The following is a 21,593-nucleotide window of genomic DNA, read 5'->3' on the forward strand; positions in this document are numbered from 1 at the left end:
TCATAGAGCTGGGCGGCCTGGTCCAGAAAGCCGGCTTGGTCGAGCTGGCCGACGACGATCGCGCCACCCTCTACGGCGCGCTGCTCGAACTGGCCGCCAAGGCGCGCGAGGACCGCGACCGGCTCATGCTCTGGAAGCGGCGCGGCAAGCGCGCGTTCGACGCGGAAGCGGAAGGGAGAGACGCACCATGAACAGGCTCGATGTCGAAGCGATCCGCGCCCAGGTCCGCGCGCTCGATTTCACGCGCGGCACCCCGGCCGAAGTCGCGCTATGGCGCGAGGACGATGCCGACGCACGCGCCAATCTCGCGATCGAAGGCATGGACCTCGACTTGGCTGAACACGCCCTGTTCGACATGCTCCGCGAGGAATCCGTGCCCCCTCCCCTCGCCACCGCGATCGTCCTCAAGCTCCTCGATCATCCCGACGCCGACCCGACGCTGGCGATCTCGCCGGCGACGATCGGATGACGATGCGGACCGGCCTCGACCATCTGCCCGCCGTCAAGCGCCGCGAGCTGGAACGGGTCGCCCGCGTCCTGTTCGATGAATTTGAGGATGCCGTCAAAACCAAGCTCTCGGACAAGCGCAAGGGCGGCCGCATCCTCAAGCTGATCCTGTTCGGCTCCTACGCACGCGGCGATTGGGTCGAGGATCGCGCCAGCGGTTACATTTCCGATTATGACCTGCTCGTCGTCGTCAACGCCGACACCTTCACCGATCTGCAAACATGGTGGGCGGTCGCCGACGATCATCTGGTGCGCGAGCTGACCGTCACCAGGCACCTCGCCACACCCGTCAATTTCATCGTGCATTCGCTGATGGACGTGAACGACCAGCTCGCGCGCGGCCGTCCCTTCTTCGCCGACATAGCCCGCGACGGCATCGCCCTCTACGAAGCGCCAGGGCAAGCCCTCGCCGTGCCGCGCCAGCTCGACGCGCAGGAACGCCACGCCGAAGCCCTGCGCCATCGCGACCACTGGTTCCCGCTCGCCGCGCACGCGCTCAAGCTCGCCCGGGACAGCATTGCCGATGGCGTGCCGCGCGATGCCGCGTTCATGCTCCACCAGGCCGTCGAGCGGGTCTATAACGCCGTGCTGCTCGTCCTGACGCTCTACGCGCCCAAATCGCACCGTCTCGGCATCCTGCGCTCGCTCGCCGAAAATCTCGATCCCCGGCTGATCGAAGCCTGGCCGCGCGATACCCGCGCCGCCCGCCGCCATTTCGCGCAGTTGCAGCGCGCCTATGTCGAGGCCCGCTATTCCCATGCCTATGAAATCACCGCCGACGAACTGGCCTGGCTCGTTGACCGCGTGAAGCATCTCCACACGATCGCCGGCGCGATCTGCGCCGAACACCTCGCCGGCGACGACACCCCCGAGAAAAGCCCCGCCGATGAATGAGCATCCCATATCGGACGACGAACGCGCCCGACGCCAGAAGGCGATCGATTTCGCGCGGACCAATATCGAGCTGTCGGGCTTCGCTCTCTCGCCGGGAATGGCGGCGCTGGGCGTCCGGTTCGTCGCCGGCGAACTCTCCGAAAGCGAATACATCGCCGCCGCGCTCGCTCATGCCAACAGCCTGCCCGCAAGCGCGCCGGCGCAGGACTATTTCGCCAGCCTCGCAGAACTCGAAGCCGCATGGGAGGCCCGCGATCGGCCATGAGCCGCGCTGGATATCTGGAAAAATGATAATGGGAGGGAGTCCTGATGATGGAATGGTTCCGCCAGCTCGGCCGCGCGATCCGCAACCTTGCCCGCATCGCGCGCGCGCAGCCGATATGGGCGATCACGGCCCTTGTCGTCAGCCCGGTCGCGCTCATCCGCCACCTGTTCGGCGTCCTGGTCCTGTTTCTCATCACCGCCTTGGTGCTGGGAATTGGGGTGCCGCTCATCCTTGGCAAACTGCTCGGCCTGCCGCGCGATTCCAATATCTACCAAATCGTGATGATGCTGACGGACCTGGTCATCATCCTCGTCACGCTGCGCGCGCTGTTCCAACCGCTGATCCTGAAATATGGCGGCCCTGCCGGCGATGACACCCACGGCTCGGCCCGCTTCGCCACCGATCGCGAGACGCGCCCCCTCGCCCAAAATGGCGACGGCCTGCTCATCGGCCGTGATCGCAAGTCGGGCAAGCTGCTGCGCTATGCCGGCCCCGCCCATCTGCTGACGATCGCGCCGACGCGCACCGGCAAGGGCGTGGGCACGATCATCCCTAACCTGCTCGACTATCCCGGCCCGGTCGTCTGCATCGACCCCAAGGGCGAGAACGCCCGCATCACCGCCTGCCATCGCGCCAAATTCGGCCCGGTCCATGTCCTCGACCCGTTCGGCGTCACCGGCCTGGCCCCAATTGGTTCTTCGGGGGCCGCGTTCAACCCGCTCGATCGTCTTGACCCTGCCGGCCTCGATCTCGCCGACGACGCGATGACGCTGGCCGACGCGCTGGTCTATGACGCTCCCGGCGAAGCCGGCGAGGCGCATTGGAACGAGGAAGCCAAGGCGCTGATCGCCGGCATCCTCCTGTGGGTGGCCTGTGACGGCCAAGCGCAAGGCGAGGACCGCACGCTGGAAGCCGTGCGCGACTGCCTCACCTTCGCGCCCGACAATTTCCAGAAGATGCTCCGGGAAATGTCGGCCAGCACGCAGGCGCGGGGCCTGATCGCGCGCGCTGCCAACCGCCACCTGGGCAAGTCCGATCGCGAAGCCGCCGGCGTGCTGTCGGCCGCGCAGCGCCATACTCATTTCCTCGATTCCCCGCGCATGACGGCGGTGCTGGGGCGCTCGGATTTCACCTTCGCCGATGTGAAGGCGCAGCCCACAACCGTCTATCTGGTGCTGCCGCCCGATCGGCTCGCCACCTATGCGCGCTGGCTGCGCCTCATGCTGGCGCAAGCTCTGACCGATCTCGCGCGCGCGCCGGCCTCCCCTGCCCGCCCCGTCCTGTTCCTGCTCGATGAATTTGCCGCGCTGGGCCGTCTCGAACCCGTCGAGCGGGCGATGGGCCTGATGGCGGGCTACGGCATCCAGCTCTGGCCGATCCTGCAGGACGTTCACCAGCTCCGCGCGCTCTACGAGCGCCGCGCCGGCACCTTCCTGTCGAACGCCGGCGTCTTGCAGATATTCGGGGTCAACGATCACGACAGCGCCAAGCTCGTCTCCGATCTGCTCGGCCAGGAGACGGTCGTGTTCGAGACCATGAGCCGCGCGATCGACGCGGAGGAAACCGGCATATCGTTCGGGTCGCAGCATGTCGCGCGGCCCCTACTCACGCCCGATGAGGTCCGCACCATGCCGGCCAATCTGGAATTGTTGTTCCTCGCGGGGCAACGCCCGATCGTCGCGACCAAGCTCGCTTACTATGCCGATCGCGAGTTCGCCGGGAGATTCGACAAACCGTGAACCGGACTATCGAGCAAGGGGATAGGCCGATTGTTGTATAGTGTCAGAACCGCCGCCAAGGGCGGAAGGATAGGATATGGATGGGGGCGTTTGCGGGAGGGGGCGGAATCCTACGCTAAGGATTTGGGCCAGCGATATTCCCCGGTTAGATTGATGTGTTCCCATCCCAACGGCGAGACGTGGGCGAGTAGATCAGGCGCGATATGGGTACCGCTGGCGGCCCGGGTATTGACGACCTCGCCGAGCTTCATGGTGTTCCAGAATATGATGATGGCGGCGAGCAGGTTCATTCCGGCGATGCGATAGTGCTGGCCTTCGCCGGATCGATCCCGGATTTCACCTCGGCGGTGGAAGCTGATGGCGCGCTTTAGGGCGTGGTGGGCCTCACCCTTGTTGAGGCCGATCTGAGCCTGGCGCTGGAGGCCGGCATCAAGAATCCAGTCGATCATGAACAGGGTTCGCTCGATGCGGCCCACCTCTCGCAATGCGAGGGCCAGCTCATTCTGGCGCGGGTAAGAGGCGAGCTTGCGAAGAATCTGGCTGGGGGCGACGATCCCCGCTGCGATCGTCGCCATGATGCGCAGGATGTCGGGCCAGTTGCGCTCGATGAGCGGTTCATTGATCTTACCTCCGACCAGCGCTCGCACATTGGCCGGCGTCGCGTTGGGCGTGAAGGCATAGAGTCTTTTCTGAGGGAGATCGCGGATACGGGGGGCGAACCTGTAGCCGAGCAAGGCGCAGGCGGCGAACACATGATCGGTGAAGCCGCCCGTGTCGGCAAAATGCTGGCGAACGCGGCGGCCCGCGTCATTCATGAGCAGCCCGTCCAGGATATAGGGAGCCTCGCTGACCGTTGCCGGGATCACCTGGGTTGCGAACGGCGCATATTGATCGGACACATGGCTGTATCCCTTGAGGCCCGGGACGTTGCCATATTTCGCGTTGATCAGATTCATCGCCTCGCCCTGCTCGGTAGCAAGGAAGAACTGCCCGTCGCTGGATGCCGATTGCCCTTGTCCCCAGAAGGCGGCCATGGGCAGGGCGGCGTGGGCCTCCACGATCATGGCGAGCGCCCGATCATAGGCGCTGCCTTCGACATGCCAGCGCGCGATCCGCAGCAATTCCCAGAAGCTGTGCGTGTTGGTCGCCGCCGCCATCTTGCGCAAACCGAGATTGACGCCTTCCGCCAGCAACACGTTCATCAGGCCGATCCGGTCGCTGCAGGGCGCGCCGGTGCGCAGATGCGTGAACGCCTCGGAAAATCCGGTTCGCTCATCGACTTCCAGCAACAGATCGGTGATCCTCGCGGGCGGGAGCTGTTGATAGAGATCGAGCACGAGATCCTCGGCCCCTTCGGGCGTGTCGGCCCTCAGCTTGTCGATGTGCAGCTTGCCGTTCTCGATGATGCCGCCTGGGATCGTGCCGGTTCGCGCCGCGCGGCCAAACTCCTTCAGCCGTGTATCCAGTCGAGCCCTGCGCTCGGCCAGCCATTCGCCGGGTCGCAGCGGCACGGCGAGCCGCGCGGTCTGCTCTATCGCCTGTGGCGGGACCAGAAGCTGCTTGAGGTCGCCATAGCGGCGCGATCCCGCCAACCATATGTCACCGGACCGGAAGGCGTCGCGGATGTGGAACAGCACCGCGATTTCCCAAAGCCGGTGGTCGCCGCTGGGCTCAGCGCGAAGATGACGATGCCATTTCGAGTTGGGACGTAGAAAATCCACCGGCGGATCGACCTTGATCCCGTTACGCAGCATCGCAACGGCCGCCAGAAGAGGCGTGGCGATCGGCGCCGCCTGCATGTCGAGCAGGCGCAGCATCCTGGGCGCGTAGAGGCGGAAACGGTGATAGCCGTCCAGCACACGGCTGAGCGGGTCGGCCGCGAGCACGTTGGTCAGCGCGGAGGCCGTGGCGACAAGGGTTCTGAACCGTTCCCAGCCAGGCCCGGTGGCGATTATCCCGTCCAGGGCCGTGCCATCGTCCTGCGCTCCAAGCAAAGCACCACCGATTTCGGCAAAGGACTTCAGCGTGTCCCGAACGGCCGCCTTTTCGTCGGCGATCCTGGTGTTGCAAAGGCGTTCGGAGGCCCGATAGAGACGGCCTACGATGCGATCGTGGGTCTCCACGATGACATCGGCCAGCGATGACCGCCATTCCAGGGTGCAGACAGCGAGGATCGCAAGCCGCCTGTCTTCGGGCAGATCACGCATGCCGTCGGCGTAATAGCGCTCGCCCTGCCGGCGAAGCCGGGTCACACGATGCGCCGGCACGCCGTCCAGCAAATCCGCCGGAAGATCGAACCTTTGAAGATATTCCAGTCGATCCATCAGCCGGTTAGCGGCTGCTGAATTTGCGCCAACCTCGAACTGTCGCAGCCATACGAAGCGCGTGACGCGACCATCCACCGTATCCTCCAACAGGTGAGCCAAATTCTCGCTCAGGGTTGGCGTGATGCGATGGGCGATAAGATCCTCGATCCGGCGCTCGGCCTCAACCAGCGCATCGGCGCAAAGGCGCTCGATCGTCGAGGAGCCGGGAAGGATCGTGCGGGTGCGGCGACACTCCGCAACGAAGCGACGGGCAAGATCCTCATTCGATGTCGCCGCCTCGGCTTCCCGAGCGATCCATTCGCGCAAATCCCGTGCGCCCCGCCCCGAAAAGGAGCGATAGCCGTAGATTCGGCGAAGGTCCGCCAGATGCTCGTGCCGGGTCTCCTCGCGCGCGGCATAGAGGAGTAGATCGTCGCTGGTCAGGCCGAGCTGGGCCGCGATGAAATCCGATACCTGCGCCGGGATCAACTCGCCAGGAGCGAGCACCCGGCCCGGGTAGCGCAGGACGCACAGTTGCAGCGCGAAGCCAAAACGATTGTGGGCGCGCCGGCGCTGGCGGATATGCCCGAGATCCTCATCGCTGAGGGTATAGTGCCGCAGCAGCTCACCTTGATCGACCGGCAAGTGAAGCAGCGCCTCGCGCTGTCGATCGGTCAGGGTCACGCGACGCGGCATACATGCTCCTTATTCTTTCCGAGCTACGGTTTGAGATAGCTTGATTGAGATGCTGGTTAAGATACACAATAGCCTAATCTTATGTGCTCATGTTCGTCACCGCCTCAAACCTTCGTTTGTGATCCATGCTGATCGGCTACGCCCGCGTGTCCAAAGCCGACGGCTCGCAGTCGCTCGACCTGCAGCACGATGCCCTTCGCGCTGCCGGTGTCGAGCCAGGCAATATCTATGATGATCGTGCATCCGGTAGCCGTGATGATCGCCCCGGTCTTGCCGCCTGCCTGAAATCGTTGCGCGACGGCGATGTCCTCATCGTTTGGAAGCTCGACCGGCTCGGCCGAACGCTCACCCACCTGGTCAGCACGGTGCAGAATCTGTCGGATCGCGGTATCGGTCTGCGGGTGCTCACCGGCAAGGGCGCGCAGATCGACACCACGACGCCATCGGGCCGGATGGTGTTCGGCATTTTTGCCACACTGGCGGAGTTTGAGCGGGATATGATCCGCGAGCGCACCATGGCTGGCCTGGCCGCTGCCCGCGCGCGGGGACGCAAGGGTGGCCGCAAGTTCGCCCTCTCCAAGGCCCAGGTGCGGCTCGCTCAGGCTGCTATGGCCCAACGCGACACGTCCGTTTCCGACCTCTGCAAGGAACTCGGGATCGAGCGCGTCACTCTCTACCGCTATGTCGGTCCCAACGGGGAACTCCGGGATTACGGTCAGCGCGTGCTTGCTGCCAAAACGGCCCAGTCGGCCCGAAGCTGCGATTTTGGCCATGTTGAAGAACAAAGATTGAACATGGCGATCTACCAGGCTCGCTCTTGTCCTCCAATCTCGTAAACATCGGTCTCGATCGAGCACCTGTAGCTCTCTGCGATGTTGAACATCTCTGTCTGGAGAGATGCGATCTCATCATCGAGGCTGACGCCATCGGCACCCTGATCATAGGCGACGGTCAGCGTGTAATCGCAGTTCCCGGTCTTTTGCATCTGGTAATCCCGCTCCAGCATCGCCTCAATGCGCTCGCGAGCGGGCTTTCTGCCACGACCATGCTTGTTGAAGTTCTCGATGGTCAGATGCAGGGCGATGGTGACAGAAGGCGGCTTTTCCGGCAGCCCGATCCTTGAAGGAATGACGTCAAGCGCCCGATAGACGGTCATTCTTGAGATCTTGAGGTCGCGCGCGACGCTGGCCTTGCTCGCGCCGGCGGTGATCCGGCGTCGGATTTCATCGTCATCGATGTTTTTCTTCCGGCCTTTGTAGACGCCTTCGGCGCGCGCCGCCTCGATCCCGGCGCGCTGCCGGTCCTTGATGAACGTCAGTTCCATGTCCGCGACCATGCCCAGAATGGTGATCACCATCCGCCCCATGCTTCCGGCCGTCGTCACCTCCGGCTCAAGCACCCGCAATGAGGCTCCCTTCTGGTCGAGTTCATGAACCAGATTGAGAACATCGCGTGTGGAGCGACCGAGCCGATCGAGACGCAGGACGACGAGTTCGTCATCGGCGCGCAGGAACTGCATGATCGTCTCAAGCTCCGTGCGTCCAGTGCGCGATGCGCCCGAGCCTGTTTCGGAGCGGAGGATTTCACAGCCCGCTGCCTTCAACCGGGCAACCTGGATGTCGAGATCCTGGTCGATGGTGCTGACGCGGGCGTAGCCGACGCGGGTCATGGGCAAATCCGTCACATTAGGGTGGCTTTGCCCTCGTACAGTAACATTGGTGACGGAACCACCCTTTTGTGACATGTCGTATATGTCACTTCCGATCGTCACGTTCGGGTGCACCCAAATGGTGCGAGCGGAAAGGCCCCGGTCAGGCAGCAAGCCGCCCAAAATCGATCCGGCTATTCAGATCGAGGTCGAAGCGGCCATAAGGATTGACGTGGCTGTAAATCAGCGGTGTGAGGCCGCGATAATCATCCGGCGTCATCCGGCCCGTCCATTTCGGTTCCACCAGCACGCTCTGAAGCATTCGGGTGTTCACATAGACAAGCGACGCTTGCAGCAAATGTAGCGCCAGGACCGAGAGCTGCTGCTCATCGATGCGGTTAGTGGCGATCTCGCCGCCCTTGCCGAAGAAAACGAACCCATTGGCACTGTTCCAGTTTTCAACGACATTCAGGCCTTCATGAATTTCGCGGCGGAAGGACTCCTCGCGCAGATACCGGCACAGGAAGATCGTCTTGACCGCGCGGCCCAGCTCACTCAACGCCTTGTAGGTCGGGTGCATCACCTCGGAGCGGCTAAACCGGCGCAGGATCGCCTCCGGGTCGGCGGTTTTTGTCTGCATCGCGGCTGCATATTTGACCATCTCGTCATATTGCTGCTCGATCTCATCCCAGTTGATCGGACTGGAGAGGATCGGCTGCAAGTGGGGAAGCCGCGTTCGCATGCCGACATCGGGAAGAGCCAGCTTCTGGCGAGCGATCGCTTTCAGGCGGGGTGCAAGCTCAAATCCGAGAAGCCGGCAAAATGCAAAGCCAACCGCGCTTTGGCCATGACTATCAACATATTGTCGCTGGATTTCCATGTCGGTGCAATGGCGCAGCACGCCCTCGATCATGGAGGCGACCTCGGAGGAAGAGCAGCGCTTGAGCTGGGAATAGACGCATGTCGCGCGTCGTTCGACATGCCAGTAGATCATGACGCCCCGTCCACCATAACGCGCATGCCATTCCGTCATCAGGTTGCGATCCCAGGCTCCGAACTTTGTGGAATCTGACGCACAGGCCGTGCCGGCGTCCCCCCAGACTGCAGCATTGCGGATTGCCAGGGTCGCATTCGCAACCCTGGCACACGCCTCCTTGAGCGCCGCGGCATGAACGAAGCGGCGATGGACATGCAGCAGCTCTTCATAGCTGACATCGGGGGTGGCGCCGGCGATCCGCTTGAGCCCGGCATTCGTTCCCAGGCCGTAGAGGCATAGCAGGAGACGTTGATCCAGCGCGGTTTTCGGCAGTGCAACACGCGAGGCCGATGTTTCGAACGCTTCGAGAAGTCCCGTATCAAGGGCAGCCTCCTTCAGTACGTCGAGCAGCCCGGTCATCGGCCAGCGTTGGCCGATCTCGGTCTTGATCGAGGCGAGACCCCTGGGTTCGGGCAAGGGTTTGAACGGGGTGAGAGATATACGGTTCTCGCCGCGCCACAGCAGCCGAACCTTGTCGTTCCGGGGAATATTGGCATTGAGGAGCAACAGTTCCTGAGCAAGCTCTTCCCGGATGGCGCTTGAAAATGCACGCGCATCCGCCGTCAGGTTCAATCCTGTGTAATATGCTTCTCGCCGCGCATCGAAGTCCTTGGGAAGATCGTCATCGGGATTGCGGTATCGGTCCGCCCCGACAACCCAGATTTCCTTAGAACGGATGCGATCGCGCAGTTGCGCGAGGACACAAAGCTCATAACTGATCCGGTTTACGCGCCCCTCTTCATCAATGACGGAACTGCGCCATCTCGCCGGAATGACCTCGTCGACCGGCACTGCGTGCGGCGGCACGTAGCGGCATCCATCATCCACTTTGCTTCTGATCCAGTCCAGGGCCGCCAGCACCGGACGCCACACGGCGTTGTTCGACCGGAACTCCAGTGCCGAAAGCAGGCTTGGCAGCATACGGCGATAATGATTGGCCCATGACCTCCGCATCACCTTGTAGATCCGCCGATCCAAGGCGCCCTTTGCCTGGCTTTCCTTGATGATCGCCGCCAGTTTGTCCTTGCCGGCGATTGGGAAAATGACATCGCAGATGCGCCCGGATGGATCGTCGATCGAAGCGCTGGCAATCTCGACCAGGAGTCGCTCCTTGCCATAGACCCGCTCGATGTCTTTCGCGATATCGCCCACCACCTTGCGTTTCGAGCGCGATCCGATCTTATGGACCGTCTCGATCAGCAGGTCGACCATCGCATCCGTAAGCTGAGCTTCCCGCGCCATCAGATAAACGGCATAGAGCCCGAGCTGGCGCGCCGGTACATGCCGGCGCATCTCCGAGGCTTTCTCGCCGGCAACCCGGCGAACGATCTGATCGACCCATGCCTTGCCCGTGACCGATAGGAAATCTCGGGGAAGAGCAAGCCGTTGGATAAAGGCGAGTTTGGCGGTCACGCCAAGAATGTTTTCGAGCGTCGCCTGACCTGCATCCCCCTTCATCGTGTTGAAGCCGGTCGGGCCATCGGGATCGGCGAGCGAGGCTTCCAGCAAGGCGACCGCATCCGGCGCAAGCCGATCGCGGACTCGGGCCAACAGGGCCTCCAGATAGAGGTGTCGTTGCGAACGGACGAGGCGTTCCAGCTCCTTGCGCGACGGCCCATAGATACGGCGGTCGCGGCACCACAGGAAAACATGCTCGAGCATGGCATTGATCGGCTGCCCGCCCGCACAAAGATCGTCGGAAATCCACCTCGACAACGCCCTGCGATCCGTCTGCGTCATACGGCGGAACCCGAGATGCCGCAAAATCTCCGCGCAATGCCGGCGGGCGGTGCGCCCGGAAAAATCATAGTGGTTCACGGATTTGGCATCGAGACCAAGTTGCTCCGCCAGATACAAGACACCGTCGGAGGGTATCGACGCATGATCCGGCACAAAGAAGCCATGCCCGGCGAAAAATCTAAGCTGAACCGCCAATCCCAGTCGTGCCGTCTCCGCTTTGCCGGTCACGAACGCGATGTCCGAAAAACTCAGGCTCCAGGAGCCGATCAGATCCCCACTCGAAACGCCAAGGCTCATAACGCCGCTCCCTTATCGGAGCGGAACGTCGTTCCTCGCATGGGCGATCGTCAACAACAACCAGCCCGTTCCCGACGTGTTCTCCAAGATGACCAAAATCGCAGCTTCGGGCCGACTGGGCCAAAACGCGATGATGATGACGGGAGCCCCGATCAAACTTACCCAAGCGGACGCCGCAGACGTTGCAGACCTGTACAACCGTTGCAGCGACTATTTCCTGTTGCAGGACGGGGCCGCGCCCACGCTGGACGATGCTCGCGAGCTTTTCTCCGATGTGCCGCCCGAAAAGAGCGCCCACAATCAAGCTGTCCTGGGATGGAAGGGGCCTGGCGGCCTATATGCAATCGCGGCCATCCTCCGCGATTATCCGCGTGATGGCACATGGTATCTCGGCTTCATGATCGTAGATGCCGCACAGCGTGGTCGTGGCGTCGGACGCTCAATTTACTCGACGGTCGAAAGCTGGGCCGCTGCGAGAGGTGCCACAGAGATTCGGTTGGCCGTGCTGGAAGCGAATGAAGCGGCAGAGCGATTTTGGCGTTCTCTCGGCTTCATTGAGTATCGGCGCGTTGGGCCAGACACCTTCAAAATGCGTAGCCATCGCCGGATAGAACTGAGCCGTCGCCTTTCTGGCGCGACCGTAGAAGGCAGCAACAAGTAAGATCTCGCGCCGGCTATCTGGGCGAGCTTGGCGTAGGATTCCGCCCCCTCCCGCAAACGCCCCCTGGATCAGCGCGTCATTGATCTTTGGGACCGGCTCATGGCCTATGGAGAGAGCGGTTCCGCCCCTCTCCCCGCGATCCGCGATGAAGTGTTGGAGCTGCACGCGGCGATTACCGATGAGGAAAGCCGGCTTGGCCTCATGCGGATATTCAATCTCGTTTGCGACCTGGTGGCCGTGCATCTCCAAGAGACGAACGGCAATGTTGAAGCCTTCGCCCAACACCGCCAGGGCCAGATATGGATGTTCCTGCGCGCGGAATGCCTTGTCGATGGCGTGCTGGACCGGGACCGGCTGCGGTATGTGACCGGGCGCGAGGTGCAGGCCGGTCGCATGACGGAGGATGATCCGCTGCGCCGCTACGCATTGGGCGATGACTCCGCCTTTGATGGGCTTATGGCAGCGCCGCCGCCACAGAAGCGGACGCGCCATTAGGACCGGCTCAAATTCTACGCGCTAGATCCTCTGACCCCGCGAGGATCTAGCTTTCCAAAAAATCAGCCGCCTGGGAAGCCCGTAGAGCGCCATGCCGGCCGAACCCTCCCCGACCTTGCCGAACGTCTGAAATGAGGCCCAGCGGCCCGGAAATCGCGCCTGTGGCGACATTTCCGCCTGCCCTGCCCTCTCGGATTGATCGCTGTCCTATCCGCCTGGCTTTTCTGGAAAGCCAATTGCGACGGTGCCGCTGGCGCTGTGGCTGCGATGGAGGCGCAGCGTTTAAACGATCCCCTTTCTAACAAAAAGCGTGCCGGCGAAGCCGGCTCATCATGGGGATGCCGGGTGGGAGGATCGCTAAAGCGATCCGGGGCGGCCGAAGGCCGCGAGCCGGCGGGGCGAAGCCCCAAGAGGCGGTGTTTTTCTTCTTTCTGATTGTGCCTGAAGCGCGGCGCTGGTGAGTCGCGCTGCCGTTGTCCCGATTTTCGGGACAAGCTGTCCGATCTGGCGGGACGCTGGTGGGTGAAACCACGATGATCCAGCCTCTCGTCATAATCTTCCGCTGAAGTTATCCACAGGTCAGCCTAGTGTTAAAATATGGGTTTAGTGATGTGTTACGGAAATTCGGCCTGCCCGGAAAGGCGCAGAAATCCTCGCTTTTTTGGCAGAAATTTGCCGCGCGGTGAATCCGCTCTGACGAAAAAGCGAATCCAGAGTGACGAAAAGGCGAATCCACTATGACGATAGCGCCAGGCCTTCCCTGCCGCGCTCAAGCGTAATCGAAATGACGATAGCGCGGCGGTGAATCTGAAATGACGATAATCCGCTTGCGTATGTGAAATGACGATAGTAGCCCTAGCGTTAGTGAAATGACGATAGACCCCTCCCCTTCCCTGTTTGACGCGCCGATCGCCGCGCCGGTCTCGGCCGTGGACGGCGACGATCGCACGCCGCTGCTGCCGGTGCGCCATCCCAACCAGGACTTGTTCATCTGCGACGTGCTGGACGCCATCCCCAAGGATGACATGGCCTCAATGGAGCATCCGGTGTTTTCGCTCTCGACCAAGCCCGACAACCGGACGCGGCGCTACGAGCATAACGGCAACGTCATCGAGATTATCCCCTCGGGCAAGGGGCTGGCGACGATCCACGACAAGGACATATTGATCTACTGCATTTCGCAGCTCGTCGCGAAGATGAACCAGGGCGAGCAACCTAGCCGCACGGTGCGCCTGCAAGCCTATGACATGCTCGTCGCCACCAACCGGCAAACCAGCGGCGAAGGCTATCGACTGATGGCCGACGCCCTCACCCGCCTGCGCGGGACCACGGTGCGGACCAATATTCAAACGGGCGGTGTCGAAGAAACGCGGATTTTCGGCCTGATCGAAGAGGCCAAGATCACGCGCAAGACGTTCGATGGCCGGATGCTCGATCTCGAAATCACCCTGTCGGATTGGGTCTATCGCTCGGTCATCAGCAAGAACGTCCTGACGCTCCACCGCGACTATTTCCGGCTCCGCAAGCCGTTCGAGCGGCGCATGTATGAACTGGCGCGCAAGCATTGCGGCGTGAAGGACGAATGGAAGATCGGCCTAGAGTTGCTACAGAAGAAATGCGGCTCGAACAGCCCGCTCCGAGTGTTCCGGGCCTTGGTCAAGAAGGTCTGCGAGCATGACGCCGATCACGGCCATTTCCCCGACTATGCGGTGACGATGGATGATGACGTGATCTTGTTCCGCAACCGCTCGGGCCTCAAATCCAAGCCCGATCCGGTCGCCAGCGCCGGCGACGATGCGCCCTATATCGACCCGGAAACCATGCACGACGCCAAGACGGCCGCGCCAGGCTATGACGTGTATGCGCTCTATGACGAATGGGTGTCGTGGTGGCACGACATGGGCAAGCCCGAACTCAAAAGCCCTGCCGGGGCCTTCCTCGGCTTCTGCAAGAAACGGCACGAACGCAAACCACTACGCTGATCCCCTGCTCTATGCGGGCAAGCGGCCATGTTTACTTACCCGCATGTTTGCATGTGGACATGCTCACTTGCCTACAGGGCTTTCCCCCATCTTGCGAAGCCAGTCGTTGAACGCCTCGGCCATCGCGTCCTGTAGGCTCATGCCGTGCTTGCGGGCGGTCATGTGCATGGCGAAGGACATTTCCGGGCTGAAATAGCCCGTCATGGCCTTCTTGCCCTGACGGCTCGGCGCAACCGGGTTGCTGCTCGATCCGCTGCCGGAGCCTGCGCCAGTGCCACGGGCGATCGGCGCGGCCGCCCTCCCCTCCGGCTCGACCATCGCCGGCGCTGGCGCTGCATCGCGATCCCGCAATGCGAGCAATGATCCCTTCCGGCTCATGCGTTGGCCCTCCGCTTCCTAGATGCTTGCATGTTTACATGCTCGCATGTCCACTTGTAAAGCTGGCGCACCTCATCGGCCGCCTTGCCGCTCGGCTCGATCTCCATCGCCGTCTTGCCCTCGGCCGCCGCGTGGCGAAAGGCGGCGCGATCCGCGATATGGTGGGGGCAGGCGTCAAGCCCATAATCCTGCACGAGCTGCGCGGCTTCGTCATACATGCGCGGCGCGGTCGGGCTTCCCGCCGTGAAGATCACGAAAGCAGGCTTGCCGCGCATCTTCACAAGGCTGGCGGTCGTCTTGATCGCCGCCAAATCGAACGCGCTGGGGCGGCAAGGGATCAACACTAGGTCGGCCGCCTCGACGGCGGCGCTGGCGGCGCTGTCGGCGTGGGGCGGGGTGTCGATTACGATGAACGCCGCGCCCTGGCCCGTCGCCTGCTCGATCTTGGCGGCAAGGCGAGGGGGCGCGCTGTCGATCACGACCGGGGGCGCATCCTGTCGCCATGCCGCCCACTGGCTCGCCGTCGCCTGCGGGTCGACGTCGATCACAAGGGCGGTATGCCCGGAATCCTCGGCGGCGGCGGCCAGGTGCAAGGCGAGGGTGGTTTTCCCCGCGCCGCCCTTCTGGCTGATGATCGCGATTGTTGGCATGTGAATATCCTTACATGATCGCATGTTTGCATGTGGTCATACTGGCTTGCTCCGGTTGCGTCAACGAAACCCCGAACTGGCGCGCAGCGTCAATGAAACCCCGAATTGCGGGGAGGGGAGGGCGGTCTAGCCGTCGTCGCCGCCCTCATCCTCGCTGCCGTCGTCCAGCGGCTCATGCTCCATGCGGCCGTGATCCTCGATCGGGCAAAGCGGCGCTCCGGCCAGCTCAAGCCATTTGCGCGCGGTCCTCACGGTATAGCCGCACGTCGCGCACTCGCATTTGAGCATCCGGGTTTTCTGCTTCTTCGGCGCGGTCGACTCCCCATCGGTGTCGAGACGGGCATGGGGGAGGGGGCCAACGGCGTCCAAGATCGGCGCGACGGCCGCAAGAAACGCCTCGCCGGGGGTGGTGGCGCGCATCGGCCCGACGAGCCCCAGCCCCAGCGCGATCCGTTTAAACGCTTTCCCATGCCCTGCCGGGATGCCGACGGCGGCATGGACCAGCTCATGCGCGAGGATGGCCGCGATCTGCGCCGGCATGGCGTCAGGCGCGTGCGCGAGGTCGGGCCGGATGAAGATTTCAAAATGCCCGTCCGCGCTCAGCCGGTTATCCCAGCACTCGCCGATCGCCTTGCCCTTCCGGCCCGAGCTGGTGAAGCCGATCGCCACGCGGATACGCGCGGGCAGGGGAGCGTCCAACGCCGCGAACAAGGGGGCCATGCCCGCCGCCACCCGATTGAGCCAGCTTTCCCGGTTGTCCTGTTCCATACCTTCTACTCCCTTCAAATCGCCCTGCGGGGCGATGGCTGCGGCCATCGCTCCCGAGTTCGCGCGGAGCAGCCGGCGAGAGAGGGGGGCAGCGGGAATCTGCGGGAGTGGTGCGGGCGGGCGCTTCGCGCCAACCCGGTCCCGCTGATTGCCGTTGCTGGGGAGAGGCGGCCGGGACCGCCTTTCCCCATGCGAACGAACATCATGCCGGCGCACGCCGGCACCATGCCCGAGATCCGCTTGCGATCTCGGCCCCGCCATGTGGGTCGTCACCTTCGGCCAAGACCGCTTGCGGGCTTGGGGAGCGAAGCGAGTAGAGCCACGGTGCCGCGCAGCGGCAGGCGCAGTCTCCTCGCCTAGATTGAAATTGTTGCTCAAATGAGCTACATCGTTCGTCTGACTAGGGAGATTCCAATGGCTGCTACCGCGTTCGTGCGTGCGCGCATCGACGAAACATTGAAGGATGAAGCCGCCGCCGTCCTAGCCGAGCTGGGGCTGACGGTTTCCGATGTGGTCCGCATGACGCTTACGCGGGTCGCCAAGGACCATGCCTTGCCGTTCGAGCTGAAGGTGCCCAACGCCGAGACGCGCGCCGCGATCGAATCGTCCCGCGCGACCATGAAGGCGCGTCGTGCGCGCTTCACCGATCCCAAGGAACTGTTCGATGCCCTCGACCAAGAAGCCCGCCAGCAGTAAGCGGGCTTCGTTCCCAAGAGAGGCATCCTACGAAAAGCGGTTCGTCAAGGATTGGGAGCGGCTGTCGCGCAGCGGCCGCTACAACATGAACCAGCTCAAGGAAGCGATGATGCTGCTCATCGCCAACGATGCGCCGCTTGGCCCGGAATGGCTGGACCACGCCCTCAAGGGCGATTGGAGCGATCATCGCGAGTGCCATATCGGCGGCGATTTCCTGCTGATCTACACGATTGAGGGCAATCTGGTGAACTTCGTGCGCGCGGGAACCCATTCGGAACTGTTCGAGTAATCGGCTCGACGGCCGAACGTTTGGAAGGCAGGGCAATGAACGCCGACGACATGAAGGTCGAAACCTTCGCCTGCGTCTTTGACGCAATCGCCGACACGCCGGAGGAGGCGACGGAGTTGAGGACGCGCGCGGACCTGATGCGGGGCATCACCGCGCGGGTGAAGTCGTGGGACGTGCCGCTGGGCGAGGCCGCCAAGCGGCTCGGGCTGACGCCGCCCCGCCTCAACGACCTCCTGCGCGGGAAGTTTAACAGATTCTCGCTGGATGACCTGATGACCGCCGCGACGGCGGCGGGCATCGCGCCGCCGGCACCGCGCAAAAGCTCGTGGGATGACCTGCGCGGGATAGTGAAGGGCAACGGCGCGCGGTTCACGATCGAGGAAATCAACGACGCCATCGCCGAAGCCGGCGCAGCAGCCGGCATGGCCGGGATGAACGACCATGACGGGGACTGATCGAAACGGCGAAATCCTTTATCCACCGATGGAGGCGGCCGAAATCCGGCGGTGCGCCAGGAGAGCGGTTTGAGCCAGGCCGGGTTTGCGCGCTTGCTGTGGGCGCACAAGCGCACGGTCCAGCGCTGGGAGGCCGGCACGATGCGGCCGACTGGCGCGGCGCTCGCCTTGCTGACGCTGGTGAAGCGGCGCGGCATCCAGATTCTCACCTAGAAGGATTGATAGAATGGCCGGCCATCGCCCCTTTTCCGATCTTATGAAAGATTGGAGTCCCGAGCGCCGCGCGCGTAATGAGGCCCATAAGGCGAAGTTGGAGGCCGAGTTGATGGGCCGCGCTGCTACGCGCGATGCGATCGAAGAACTGGAAGCTGGCAAGGGCGTGCGCTTCACCAGCGTTGAGGCGCTTATGTCTGATCTCCATGATGACGATTGATCGACCCGAAACGGCGGCCGAGTTTTTCGCGCGGCGCTCCAAAGGTCGTGCGGTGGGTGATCTCGACCGCATTCTCGACAAGGTGCCTGATCGGCCGCCGGAACCCGGCGACGAATTGAAGGCTGGACGCCCGATCGCCTACATCGCCGGTAATCGGCGAGGGTGCCGCGAGATCCGCGCACGCGATCTCGCCCGCCATGTGGGCCGGAACCTTGGGCCAGGACCGCTTGCGGGCTTGGGGAGCGCAACGAGTAGGGCCACGGTGCCAGCGCCAGGCGCTTAGATCATTTTGGCTATCAGCCTTGCACTAGTGCAACCTTTGCACTACATTGAAGCATGGTCACGATGTTTCGCGGTCCCCGCTGGAAAATTGCCGTCTATGGCCGCGATCATGGCGTGCCGCATTTCCACATCGAAGGCCCGGATTTCCGCTGCTCGGTGGCGATTGCATCGTTTGACGTGATCGTGGGCACCGTGTCGGCGGCGGTCTTGAAGGACGCATTGGAATGGGCGCGGCCTAATCAGGCTTTGCTCATGCAGACGTGGCAGGAGTTGAACGGATGAACATCACCGACAAGGCCCGCACCATTACCGCCGTGCGCGCGACCGGGCCGTCATCGCTGCATCTGTCCTGGTCGGAAGGGACGGCGGCTGATCTCGATCTTGGCGCGGTCCTCGCCGATCGCGCCTTTGCCGCGCTGCGCGATCCGGGCGAGTTCGCCAAGGTCGAAGTGGGCGATTGGGGTCATAGCCTGGCCTGGCCTTCGGGTGCGGAGCTGGGCGCGGACATGCTGTGGCTCGAAACGCTGTCGGCAACCGGGCATGGCGATGTGCGCGCCTTCCTCGAATGGCGGCTGCGCCATGCGCTGTCGCTGTCGAAGGCGGCCGATGCGCTTGGCGTCTCGCGCCGCATGGTCGCCTACTACTCCAACGGCGAAAAGAAGGTGCCGAAACCAATCTTGCTGGCGTGCCGGGGCTGGGAAGCCAGCAATGGGCTATACCGGGCCGCCTAACCGGACATGAGAGCGATCTTCATCCGCCACGGCGAAAACACCGGCAACGCCGGCGTGCCCTGCCACGATCTCGCGACGATCGCGCTGACGGAGCGCGGCCACGAACAGGCGCGCGCGGTCGCGGCGAGCTGGACGCAAGCGCCCGCGCTCATCGTCACCTCGCCCTATACCCGCACCCGGCAGACGGCCGCGCCGACGATCGCGCGCTTTCCAGGCGTGCCGGTGGAAGTGTGGCCGATCGAAGAGTTCACCTATTTGCAACCTGCGCGCTGGAACGGCACGCGCAGCGCCGAACGGATGCCGCACCTAGAACGCTATTGGCGCGAGGCCGATCCTGACTACTGCGACGGGGAAGGGGCGGAGAGTTTCAGCACCCTGTTACGGCGCTGCGAGGCGGCGCTAACGCGCCTCGCCGCCATGCCTGCGGGATCGCTGGCCTATGTGTTCGGGCATGGGCAGTTCATCCAGGCCGCGCGCGCGATCGTCGCCGACGCCCATCTGGACGATCGGGCCAAGATGCGCGCTTTCTGGCGCAAGGGCGAGCCGCCCGCGATCGGCAACGCGCAGCGGGTAGGGTTTCATTGGCAGGGCGACCGCTGGACCTGCGCGCCCGCGCTCGCCGCCTAGATGGCTCTGTTGCAAACTGTGATGACGGGCGCAGTTCGTCTCATGGCTGTTCGAGCGGTGCCCATTAGGCTGCTTCAAGTTCCATCCGTTTGCCGATGAGTTGAATGGCTTCGGTGAGGGCGCAAGCGCCGAGGCCGAAGGCACGCTCGACCAGCCGCGCCTCGCCGCAAATGTCGCGGGTGAGATTGAAGGCAGCTGCCTGTCCCTTGCGCAGGGCCCGCATCACCTCGAAGCCTTTGATCGTCGCATACGCCGTCTTCAGTGTCTTGAAACCCCGCACCGGCCGGATCAGCTGCTTCAGCTTGCCATGGTCAGCCTCAACGACGTTGTTCAGATACTTCACCTGGCGATGCTGGGTATCCTTGGGACATTTGCCTTCCGCTTTCAGTTCAGCAATGGCGGCGGTGTAGGTCGGCGCCTTATCGGTATTGATGATCTCGGGTTTCTCCCAGTCCTTCAACCCGCCCAGCGCCTTGCCCAGGAAACGCTTCGCAGCCTTCGTATTCCGCGTTGGCGAGAGATAAAAATCGATCGTGTTCCCGTCCTTGTCGACCGCGCGATACAGATACGTCCAGGCACCACGAACCTTGATATAGGTCTCATCGACCCGCCAACTCGTCGAGGCAGGGCGGCGCCATTGCCAGCGCAGCCGCTTCTCGATCTCCGGGGCGTATCTCTGAACCCAGCGGTAGATCGTGGAATGGTCAACATTCACGCCACGTTCGCCCATCATCTGCTCAAGATCCCGGTAGCTGATGCCATACCGGCAGTACCATCGCACCGCCCAAAGCACGATCTCACCCTCAAAATGCCGCCCTTTGAACCCTGACATCGCGCCACCCTCACTCTCGGCAAGACAGATCACCGAAAATCGGATCAGTTTGCAACAGAGCCGCTGCGATGTTTCTTGGCAGCCTCTCCGATCGGATCGGCCGTCGCAAGGTCCTGATCCCATCATTGATCTTCTTTTCTTTGGCATCGGGTGTGTCTGGTCTTGCTGGCGGCTTCATGAGCCTGCTGCTGATCCGCGGGGTCATGGGCGTGGCCGAAGGCGCCTTCTGCCCCACCAGCTTTGCTGCGGTCGCCGAAGCTTCCAAACCCTCGCGCATCGGCTTCAACCAAGGTCTGCAACAGAGCATGTTCGCCCTGTTCGGGCTCGGGTTCGGGCCTTTCATTGCCGCATGGCTACTGAGCTTCACGACGTGGCGCGGGGTGTTCCTGCTCGTCACCGTGCCTGGCCTTATTCTGAGCGCGTTGATCTGGATGTGCATTCGTGATCGCACGCCAGCTGCGACGCAGTCGGACAGCGTGTCCCATCGGCCCAGCGAGCCCAGCGCCTCGATCGGTCAGGTACTCAAAGTGCGTAACGTCCGCATCGGTATGCTGGGTCTGCTGTGCGCCATGTGCGGGATCTTCACCCTGGCTGCGTTCGCACCGCTCTACCTGACCGAACACCTGCATCTCGACGCATGGGCCGCTGCTTCGGCCGCTTCTGCTATCGGCTTCGGCGGCTTTGCCGGTCAGTGGATTCTTCCCACGCTCTCGGACATCTACGGCCGTCGCCCGATGGCGATCCTCGGCTTCCTCGGCGGCGCGATCTTCGTCTTCGCGTTCATCAACACCGGGGCGTCAATTCTGCCCCTGTTCGGCACCCTGTTCGGCGCTACCGTCTGCAGTTTCGGCCTTCTCTCGCTGATTTCTGGCCCAATCGCTGCGGAATCTGCGCCTCCAGGCATGGTCTCGACCGCTGCCGGCCTCATCATCGGCGTCGGCGAAGTCTTCGGTGGTGGCCTTGCTCTCGTCGTAGCCGGTTACCTGATCGCGACGTACGGCATCCAGTCGATGCTCTACCTGGCCCTTGGCGGACTGGCGATCGGCGTGCTGCTGATGTTCTTCCTGAAGGAGACCGCCCCGAGGAAGCTGGCGATCACGGATTAATCCATCAACTTTCCAGATACCCGTTTCAGGTATAGCGCGACGATCTGGGTGAGAGGTCAGCGACTATCAGGATGAGAACA

General features: G+C 62.9%; 25 protein-coding genes and 1 pseudogene. 18 read left to right on the forward strand and 8 right to left on the reverse strand.

What is annotated here, in order from left to right; all coding sequences use genetic code 11:
- Window positions 1-2: 2 nt before the first annotated feature.
- From SCLO_RS22215 to SCLO_RS22235, 5 genes are read left to right on the forward strand one after another with little or no spacing between them, the layout of a single operon-like run.
- On the forward strand, window positions 3-191 hold the full coding sequence (locus tag SCLO_RS22215) for a conjugal transfer protein TraD (protein WP_096362280.1): 189 nt from the start codon (window positions 3-5) through the stop codon (window positions 189-191).
- Window positions 188-469, forward strand: coding sequence for a hypothetical protein (locus SCLO_RS22220; protein WP_007686159.1), 282 nt, complete (start codon window positions 188-190; stop codon window positions 467-469). The genes SCLO_RS22215 and SCLO_RS22220 overlap by 4 nt, the downstream gene beginning before the upstream one ends.
- A complete protein-coding gene (locus tag SCLO_RS22225) occupies window positions 466-1,401 on the forward strand; it encodes a HEPN domain-containing protein (RefSeq protein ID WP_007686157.1) in 936 nt (311 codons plus the stop codon). The genes SCLO_RS22220 and SCLO_RS22225 overlap by 4 nt, the downstream gene beginning before the upstream one ends.
- The gene (locus SCLO_RS22230; protein WP_007686155.1) at window positions 1,394-1,666 is read left to right on the forward strand and encodes an antitoxin VbhA family protein; all 273 of its coding nucleotides are present in this window, start codon (window positions 1,394-1,396) and stop codon (window positions 1,664-1,666) included. Before SCLO_RS22225 ends, SCLO_RS22230 begins: the two co-directional genes overlap by 8 nt.
- 47 nt (window positions 1,667-1,713) lie before the next feature.
- Window positions 1,714-3,405, forward strand: a complete 1,692-nt coding sequence (locus tag SCLO_RS22235) for a type IV secretory system conjugative DNA transfer family protein (RefSeq protein ID WP_054590670.1) — start codon at window positions 1,714-1,716, stop codon at window positions 3,403-3,405.
- Window positions 3,406-3,515: 110 nt separating this feature from the next.
- On the opposite strand, the gene SCLO_RS22240 is transcribed toward SCLO_RS22235, so the two are convergent.
- Window positions 3,516-6,407, reverse strand: coding sequence for a Tn3 family transposase (locus SCLO_RS22240; protein WP_016746447.1), 2,892 nt, complete (start codon window positions 6,405-6,407; stop codon window positions 3,516-3,518).
- Window positions 6,408-6,532: 125 nt separating this feature from the next.
- Between SCLO_RS22240 and SCLO_RS22245 the strand changes: the two are divergent.
- Window positions 6,533-7,135, forward strand: a pseudogene (locus SCLO_RS22245) (recombinase family protein); the annotation flags it as partial.
- 74 nt (window positions 7,136-7,209) lie between these two features.
- On the opposite strand, the gene SCLO_RS22250 reads toward SCLO_RS22245, so the two are convergent.
- Together SCLO_RS22250 and SCLO_RS22255 are read right to left on the reverse strand one after the other, a co-directional pair.
- Window positions 7,210-8,076: a recombinase family protein gene (locus tag SCLO_RS22250; protein ID WP_006961816.1), complete on the reverse strand. Its 867-nt coding sequence runs from the start codon at window positions 8,074-8,076 to the stop codon at window positions 7,210-7,212.
- 142 nt (window positions 8,077-8,218) lie between these two features.
- The gene (locus SCLO_RS22255; RefSeq protein ID WP_006961814.1) at window positions 8,219-11,128 is read right to left on the reverse strand and encodes a Tn3 family transposase; all 2,910 of its coding nucleotides are present in this window, start codon (window positions 11,126-11,128) and stop codon (window positions 8,219-8,221) included.
- Between SCLO_RS22255 and SCLO_RS22260 the strand changes: the two genes are divergently transcribed.
- From SCLO_RS22260 to SCLO_RS22270, 3 genes are all read left to right on the forward strand, one after another.
- Window positions 11,067-11,789, forward strand: a complete 723-nt coding sequence (locus SCLO_RS22260) for a GNAT family N-acetyltransferase (protein ID WP_231923481.1) — start codon at window positions 11,067-11,069, stop codon at window positions 11,787-11,789. The genes SCLO_RS22255 and SCLO_RS22260 overlap by 62 nt on opposite strands.
- Before the next feature lie 99 nt (window positions 11,790-11,888).
- The gene (locus SCLO_RS22265; protein WP_051886961.1) at window positions 11,889-12,284 is read left to right on the forward strand and encodes a hypothetical protein; all 396 of its coding nucleotides are present in this window, start codon (window positions 11,889-11,891) and stop codon (window positions 12,282-12,284) included.
- Window positions 12,285-13,153: 869 nt separating this feature from the next.
- Window positions 13,154-14,266: a replication initiator protein A gene (locus tag SCLO_RS22270; protein WP_007686147.1), complete on the forward strand. Its 1,113-nt coding sequence runs from the start codon at window positions 13,154-13,156 to the stop codon at window positions 14,264-14,266.
- Between the two features lie 63 nt (window positions 14,267-14,329).
- On the opposite strand, the gene SCLO_RS22275 is transcribed toward SCLO_RS22270, so the two are convergent.
- From SCLO_RS22275 to SCLO_RS22285, 3 genes are all read right to left on the reverse strand, one after another.
- Complete coding sequence (locus tag SCLO_RS22275; RefSeq protein WP_007686146.1) at window positions 14,330-14,644, reverse strand: ribbon-helix-helix domain-containing protein; 315 nt, start codon at window positions 14,642-14,644, stop codon at window positions 14,330-14,332.
- Window positions 14,641-15,294, reverse strand: a complete 654-nt coding sequence (gene parA, locus SCLO_RS22280) for a ParA family partition ATPase (protein ID WP_007686145.1) — start codon at window positions 15,292-15,294, stop codon at window positions 14,641-14,643. The genes SCLO_RS22275 and parA overlap by 4 nt, the downstream gene beginning before the upstream one ends.
- 126 nt (window positions 15,295-15,420) lie before the next feature.
- A complete protein-coding gene (locus tag SCLO_RS22285; protein WP_008831324.1) occupies window positions 15,421-16,062 on the reverse strand; it encodes a SprT-like domain-containing protein in 642 nt (213 codons plus the stop codon).
- A gap of 414 nt (window positions 16,063-16,476) precedes the next feature.
- On the opposite strand from SCLO_RS22285, the gene SCLO_RS22295 reads away from it, so the two are divergent.
- From SCLO_RS22295 to SCLO_RS22315, 5 genes are read left to right on the forward strand one after another with little or no spacing between them, the layout of a single operon-like run.
- On the forward strand, window positions 16,477-16,758 hold the full coding sequence (locus SCLO_RS22295) for a type II toxin-antitoxin system RelB/DinJ family antitoxin (RefSeq protein WP_007685985.1): 282 nt from the start codon (window positions 16,477-16,479) through the stop codon (window positions 16,756-16,758).
- A complete protein-coding gene (locus SCLO_RS22300; protein WP_007685988.1) occupies window positions 16,727-17,047 on the forward strand; it encodes a type II toxin-antitoxin system YafQ family toxin in 321 nt (106 codons plus the stop codon). Before SCLO_RS22295 ends, SCLO_RS22300 begins: the two co-directional genes overlap by 32 nt.
- A gap of 35 nt (window positions 17,048-17,082) precedes the next feature.
- Window positions 17,083-17,502 (forward strand): helix-turn-helix domain-containing protein, encoded by a 420-nt coding sequence (locus SCLO_RS22305; RefSeq protein WP_007685989.1) that lies wholly within the window; start codon window positions 17,083-17,085, stop codon window positions 17,500-17,502.
- Window positions 17,503-17,553: 51 nt separating this feature from the next.
- Complete coding sequence (locus tag SCLO_RS22310) at window positions 17,554-17,715, forward strand: helix-turn-helix domain-containing protein (RefSeq protein ID WP_015449421.1); 162 nt, start codon at window positions 17,554-17,556, stop codon at window positions 17,713-17,715.
- Between the two features lie 13 nt (window positions 17,716-17,728).
- Entirely contained in the window at window positions 17,729-17,935 is a 207-nt protein-coding gene (locus SCLO_RS22315) for a hypothetical protein (RefSeq protein ID WP_008831325.1), read from the forward strand.
- Here the strand turns inward: SCLO_RS22315 and SCLO_RS24140 are convergent.
- Window positions 17,907-18,134, reverse strand: a complete 228-nt coding sequence (locus SCLO_RS24140; RefSeq protein WP_008831326.1) for a hypothetical protein — start codon at window positions 18,132-18,134, stop codon at window positions 17,907-17,909. The two genes, SCLO_RS22315 and SCLO_RS24140, sit on opposite strands and share 29 nt — an antisense overlap.
- A gap of 137 nt (window positions 18,135-18,271) precedes the next feature.
- On the opposite strand from SCLO_RS24140, the gene SCLO_RS22325 reads away from it, so the two are divergent.
- Genes SCLO_RS22325 through SCLO_RS22335 form a run of 3 tightly spaced genes read left to right on the forward strand, consistent with a single transcriptional unit; the run spans window position 18,272 to window position 19,575 of the window.
- The gene (locus SCLO_RS22325; RefSeq protein ID WP_020817904.1) at window positions 18,272-18,499 is read left to right on the forward strand and encodes a DUF4160 domain-containing protein; all 228 of its coding nucleotides are present in this window, start codon (window positions 18,272-18,274) and stop codon (window positions 18,497-18,499) included.
- Window positions 18,496-18,948, forward strand: coding sequence for a DUF2442 domain-containing protein (locus SCLO_RS22330; protein WP_008831328.1), 453 nt, complete (start codon window positions 18,496-18,498; stop codon window positions 18,946-18,948). The genes SCLO_RS22325 and SCLO_RS22330 overlap by 4 nt, the downstream gene beginning before the upstream one ends.
- Before the next feature lie 6 nt (window positions 18,949-18,954).
- The gene (locus tag SCLO_RS22335; RefSeq protein ID WP_008831329.1) at window positions 18,955-19,575 is read left to right on the forward strand and encodes a histidine phosphatase family protein; all 621 of its coding nucleotides are present in this window, start codon (window positions 18,955-18,957) and stop codon (window positions 19,573-19,575) included.
- Window positions 19,576-19,639: 64 nt separating this feature from the next.
- Here the strand turns inward: SCLO_RS22335 and SCLO_RS22340 are convergent, their stop codons facing one another.
- A complete protein-coding gene (locus SCLO_RS22340; protein ID WP_066521070.1) occupies window positions 19,640-20,407 on the reverse strand; it encodes an IS6 family transposase in 768 nt (255 codons plus the stop codon).
- Window positions 20,408-20,475: 68 nt separating this feature from the next.
- On the opposite strand from SCLO_RS22340, the gene SCLO_RS22345 reads away from it, so the two are divergent.
- Entirely contained in the window at window positions 20,476-21,513 is a 1,038-nt protein-coding gene (locus SCLO_RS22345) for an MFS transporter (RefSeq protein ID WP_066521073.1), read from the forward strand.
- Window positions 21,514-21,593 lie beyond the last annotated feature (80 nt).

This window comes from Sphingobium cloacae (genome assembly GCF_002355855.1).
Taxonomy (GTDB): Bacteria; Pseudomonadota; Alphaproteobacteria; order Sphingomonadales; family Sphingomonadaceae; genus Sphingobium; species Sphingobium cloacae.

Coding starts and splice junctions, on each gene's coding strand:
- SCLO_RS22220 (WP_007686159.1), top strand. CDS start 188: ATGAACAGGCTCGATGTCGAAGCGATCCGCGCCCAGGTCCGCGCGCTC.
- SCLO_RS22225 (WP_007686157.1), top strand. CDS start 466: ATGACGATGCGGACCGGCCTCGACCATCTGCCCGCCGTCAAGCGCCGC.
- SCLO_RS22230 (WP_007686155.1), top strand. CDS start 1,394: ATGAATGAGCATCCCATATCGGACGACGAACGCGCCCGACGCCAGAAG.
- SCLO_RS22235 (WP_054590670.1), top strand. CDS start 1,714: ATGGAATGGTTCCGCCAGCTCGGCCGCGCGATCCGCAACCTTGCCCGC.
- SCLO_RS22240 (WP_016746447.1), bottom strand. CDS start 6,407: ATGCCGCGTCGCGTGACCCTGACCGATCGACAGCGCGAGGCGCTGCTT.
- SCLO_RS22250 (WP_006961816.1), bottom strand. CDS start 8,076: ATGACCCGCGTCGGCTACGCCCGCGTCAGCACCATCGACCAGGATCTC.
- SCLO_RS22260 (WP_231923481.1), top strand. CDS start 11,067: ATGTCCGAAAAACTCAGGCTCCAGGAGCCGATCAGATCCCCACTCGAA.
- SCLO_RS22255 (WP_006961814.1), bottom strand. CDS start 11,128: ATGAGCCTTGGCGTTTCGAGTGGGGATCTGATCGGCTCCTGGAGCCTG.
- SCLO_RS22265 (WP_051886961.1), top strand. CDS start 11,889: ATGGCCTATGGAGAGAGCGGTTCCGCCCCTCTCCCCGCGATCCGCGAT.
- SCLO_RS22270 (WP_007686147.1), top strand. CDS start 13,154: ATGACGATAGACCCCTCCCCTTCCCTGTTTGACGCGCCGATCGCCGCG.
- SCLO_RS22275 (WP_007686146.1), bottom strand. CDS start 14,644: ATGAGCCGGAAGGGATCATTGCTCGCATTGCGGGATCGCGATGCAGCG.
- parA (WP_007686145.1), bottom strand. CDS start 15,294: ATGCCAACAATCGCGATCATCAGCCAGAAGGGCGGCGCGGGGAAAACC.
- SCLO_RS22285 (WP_008831324.1), bottom strand. CDS start 16,062: ATGGAACAGGACAACCGGGAAAGCTGGCTCAATCGGGTGGCGGCGGGC.
- SCLO_RS22295 (WP_007685985.1), top strand. CDS start 16,477: ATGGCTGCTACCGCGTTCGTGCGTGCGCGCATCGACGAAACATTGAAG.
- SCLO_RS22300 (WP_007685988.1), top strand. CDS start 16,727: ATGCCCTCGACCAAGAAGCCCGCCAGCAGTAAGCGGGCTTCGTTCCCA.
- SCLO_RS22305 (WP_007685989.1), top strand. CDS start 17,083: ATGAACGCCGACGACATGAAGGTCGAAACCTTCGCCTGCGTCTTTGAC.
- SCLO_RS22315 (WP_008831325.1), top strand. CDS start 17,729: ATGGCCGGCCATCGCCCCTTTTCCGATCTTATGAAAGATTGGAGTCCC.
- SCLO_RS24140 (WP_008831326.1), bottom strand. CDS start 18,134: ATGGCGGGCGAGATCGCGTGCGCGGATCTCGCGGCACCCTCGCCGATT.
- SCLO_RS22325 (WP_020817904.1), top strand. CDS start 18,272: ATGGTCACGATGTTTCGCGGTCCCCGCTGGAAAATTGCCGTCTATGGC.
- SCLO_RS22330 (WP_008831328.1), top strand. CDS start 18,496: ATGAACATCACCGACAAGGCCCGCACCATTACCGCCGTGCGCGCGACC.
- SCLO_RS22335 (WP_008831329.1), top strand. CDS start 18,955: ATGAGAGCGATCTTCATCCGCCACGGCGAAAACACCGGCAACGCCGGC.
- SCLO_RS22340 (WP_066521070.1), bottom strand. CDS start 20,407: ATGTCAGGGTTCAAAGGGCGGCATTTTGAGGGTGAGATCGTGCTTTGG.
- SCLO_RS22345 (WP_066521073.1), top strand. CDS start 20,476: ATGTTTCTTGGCAGCCTCTCCGATCGGATCGGCCGTCGCAAGGTCCTG.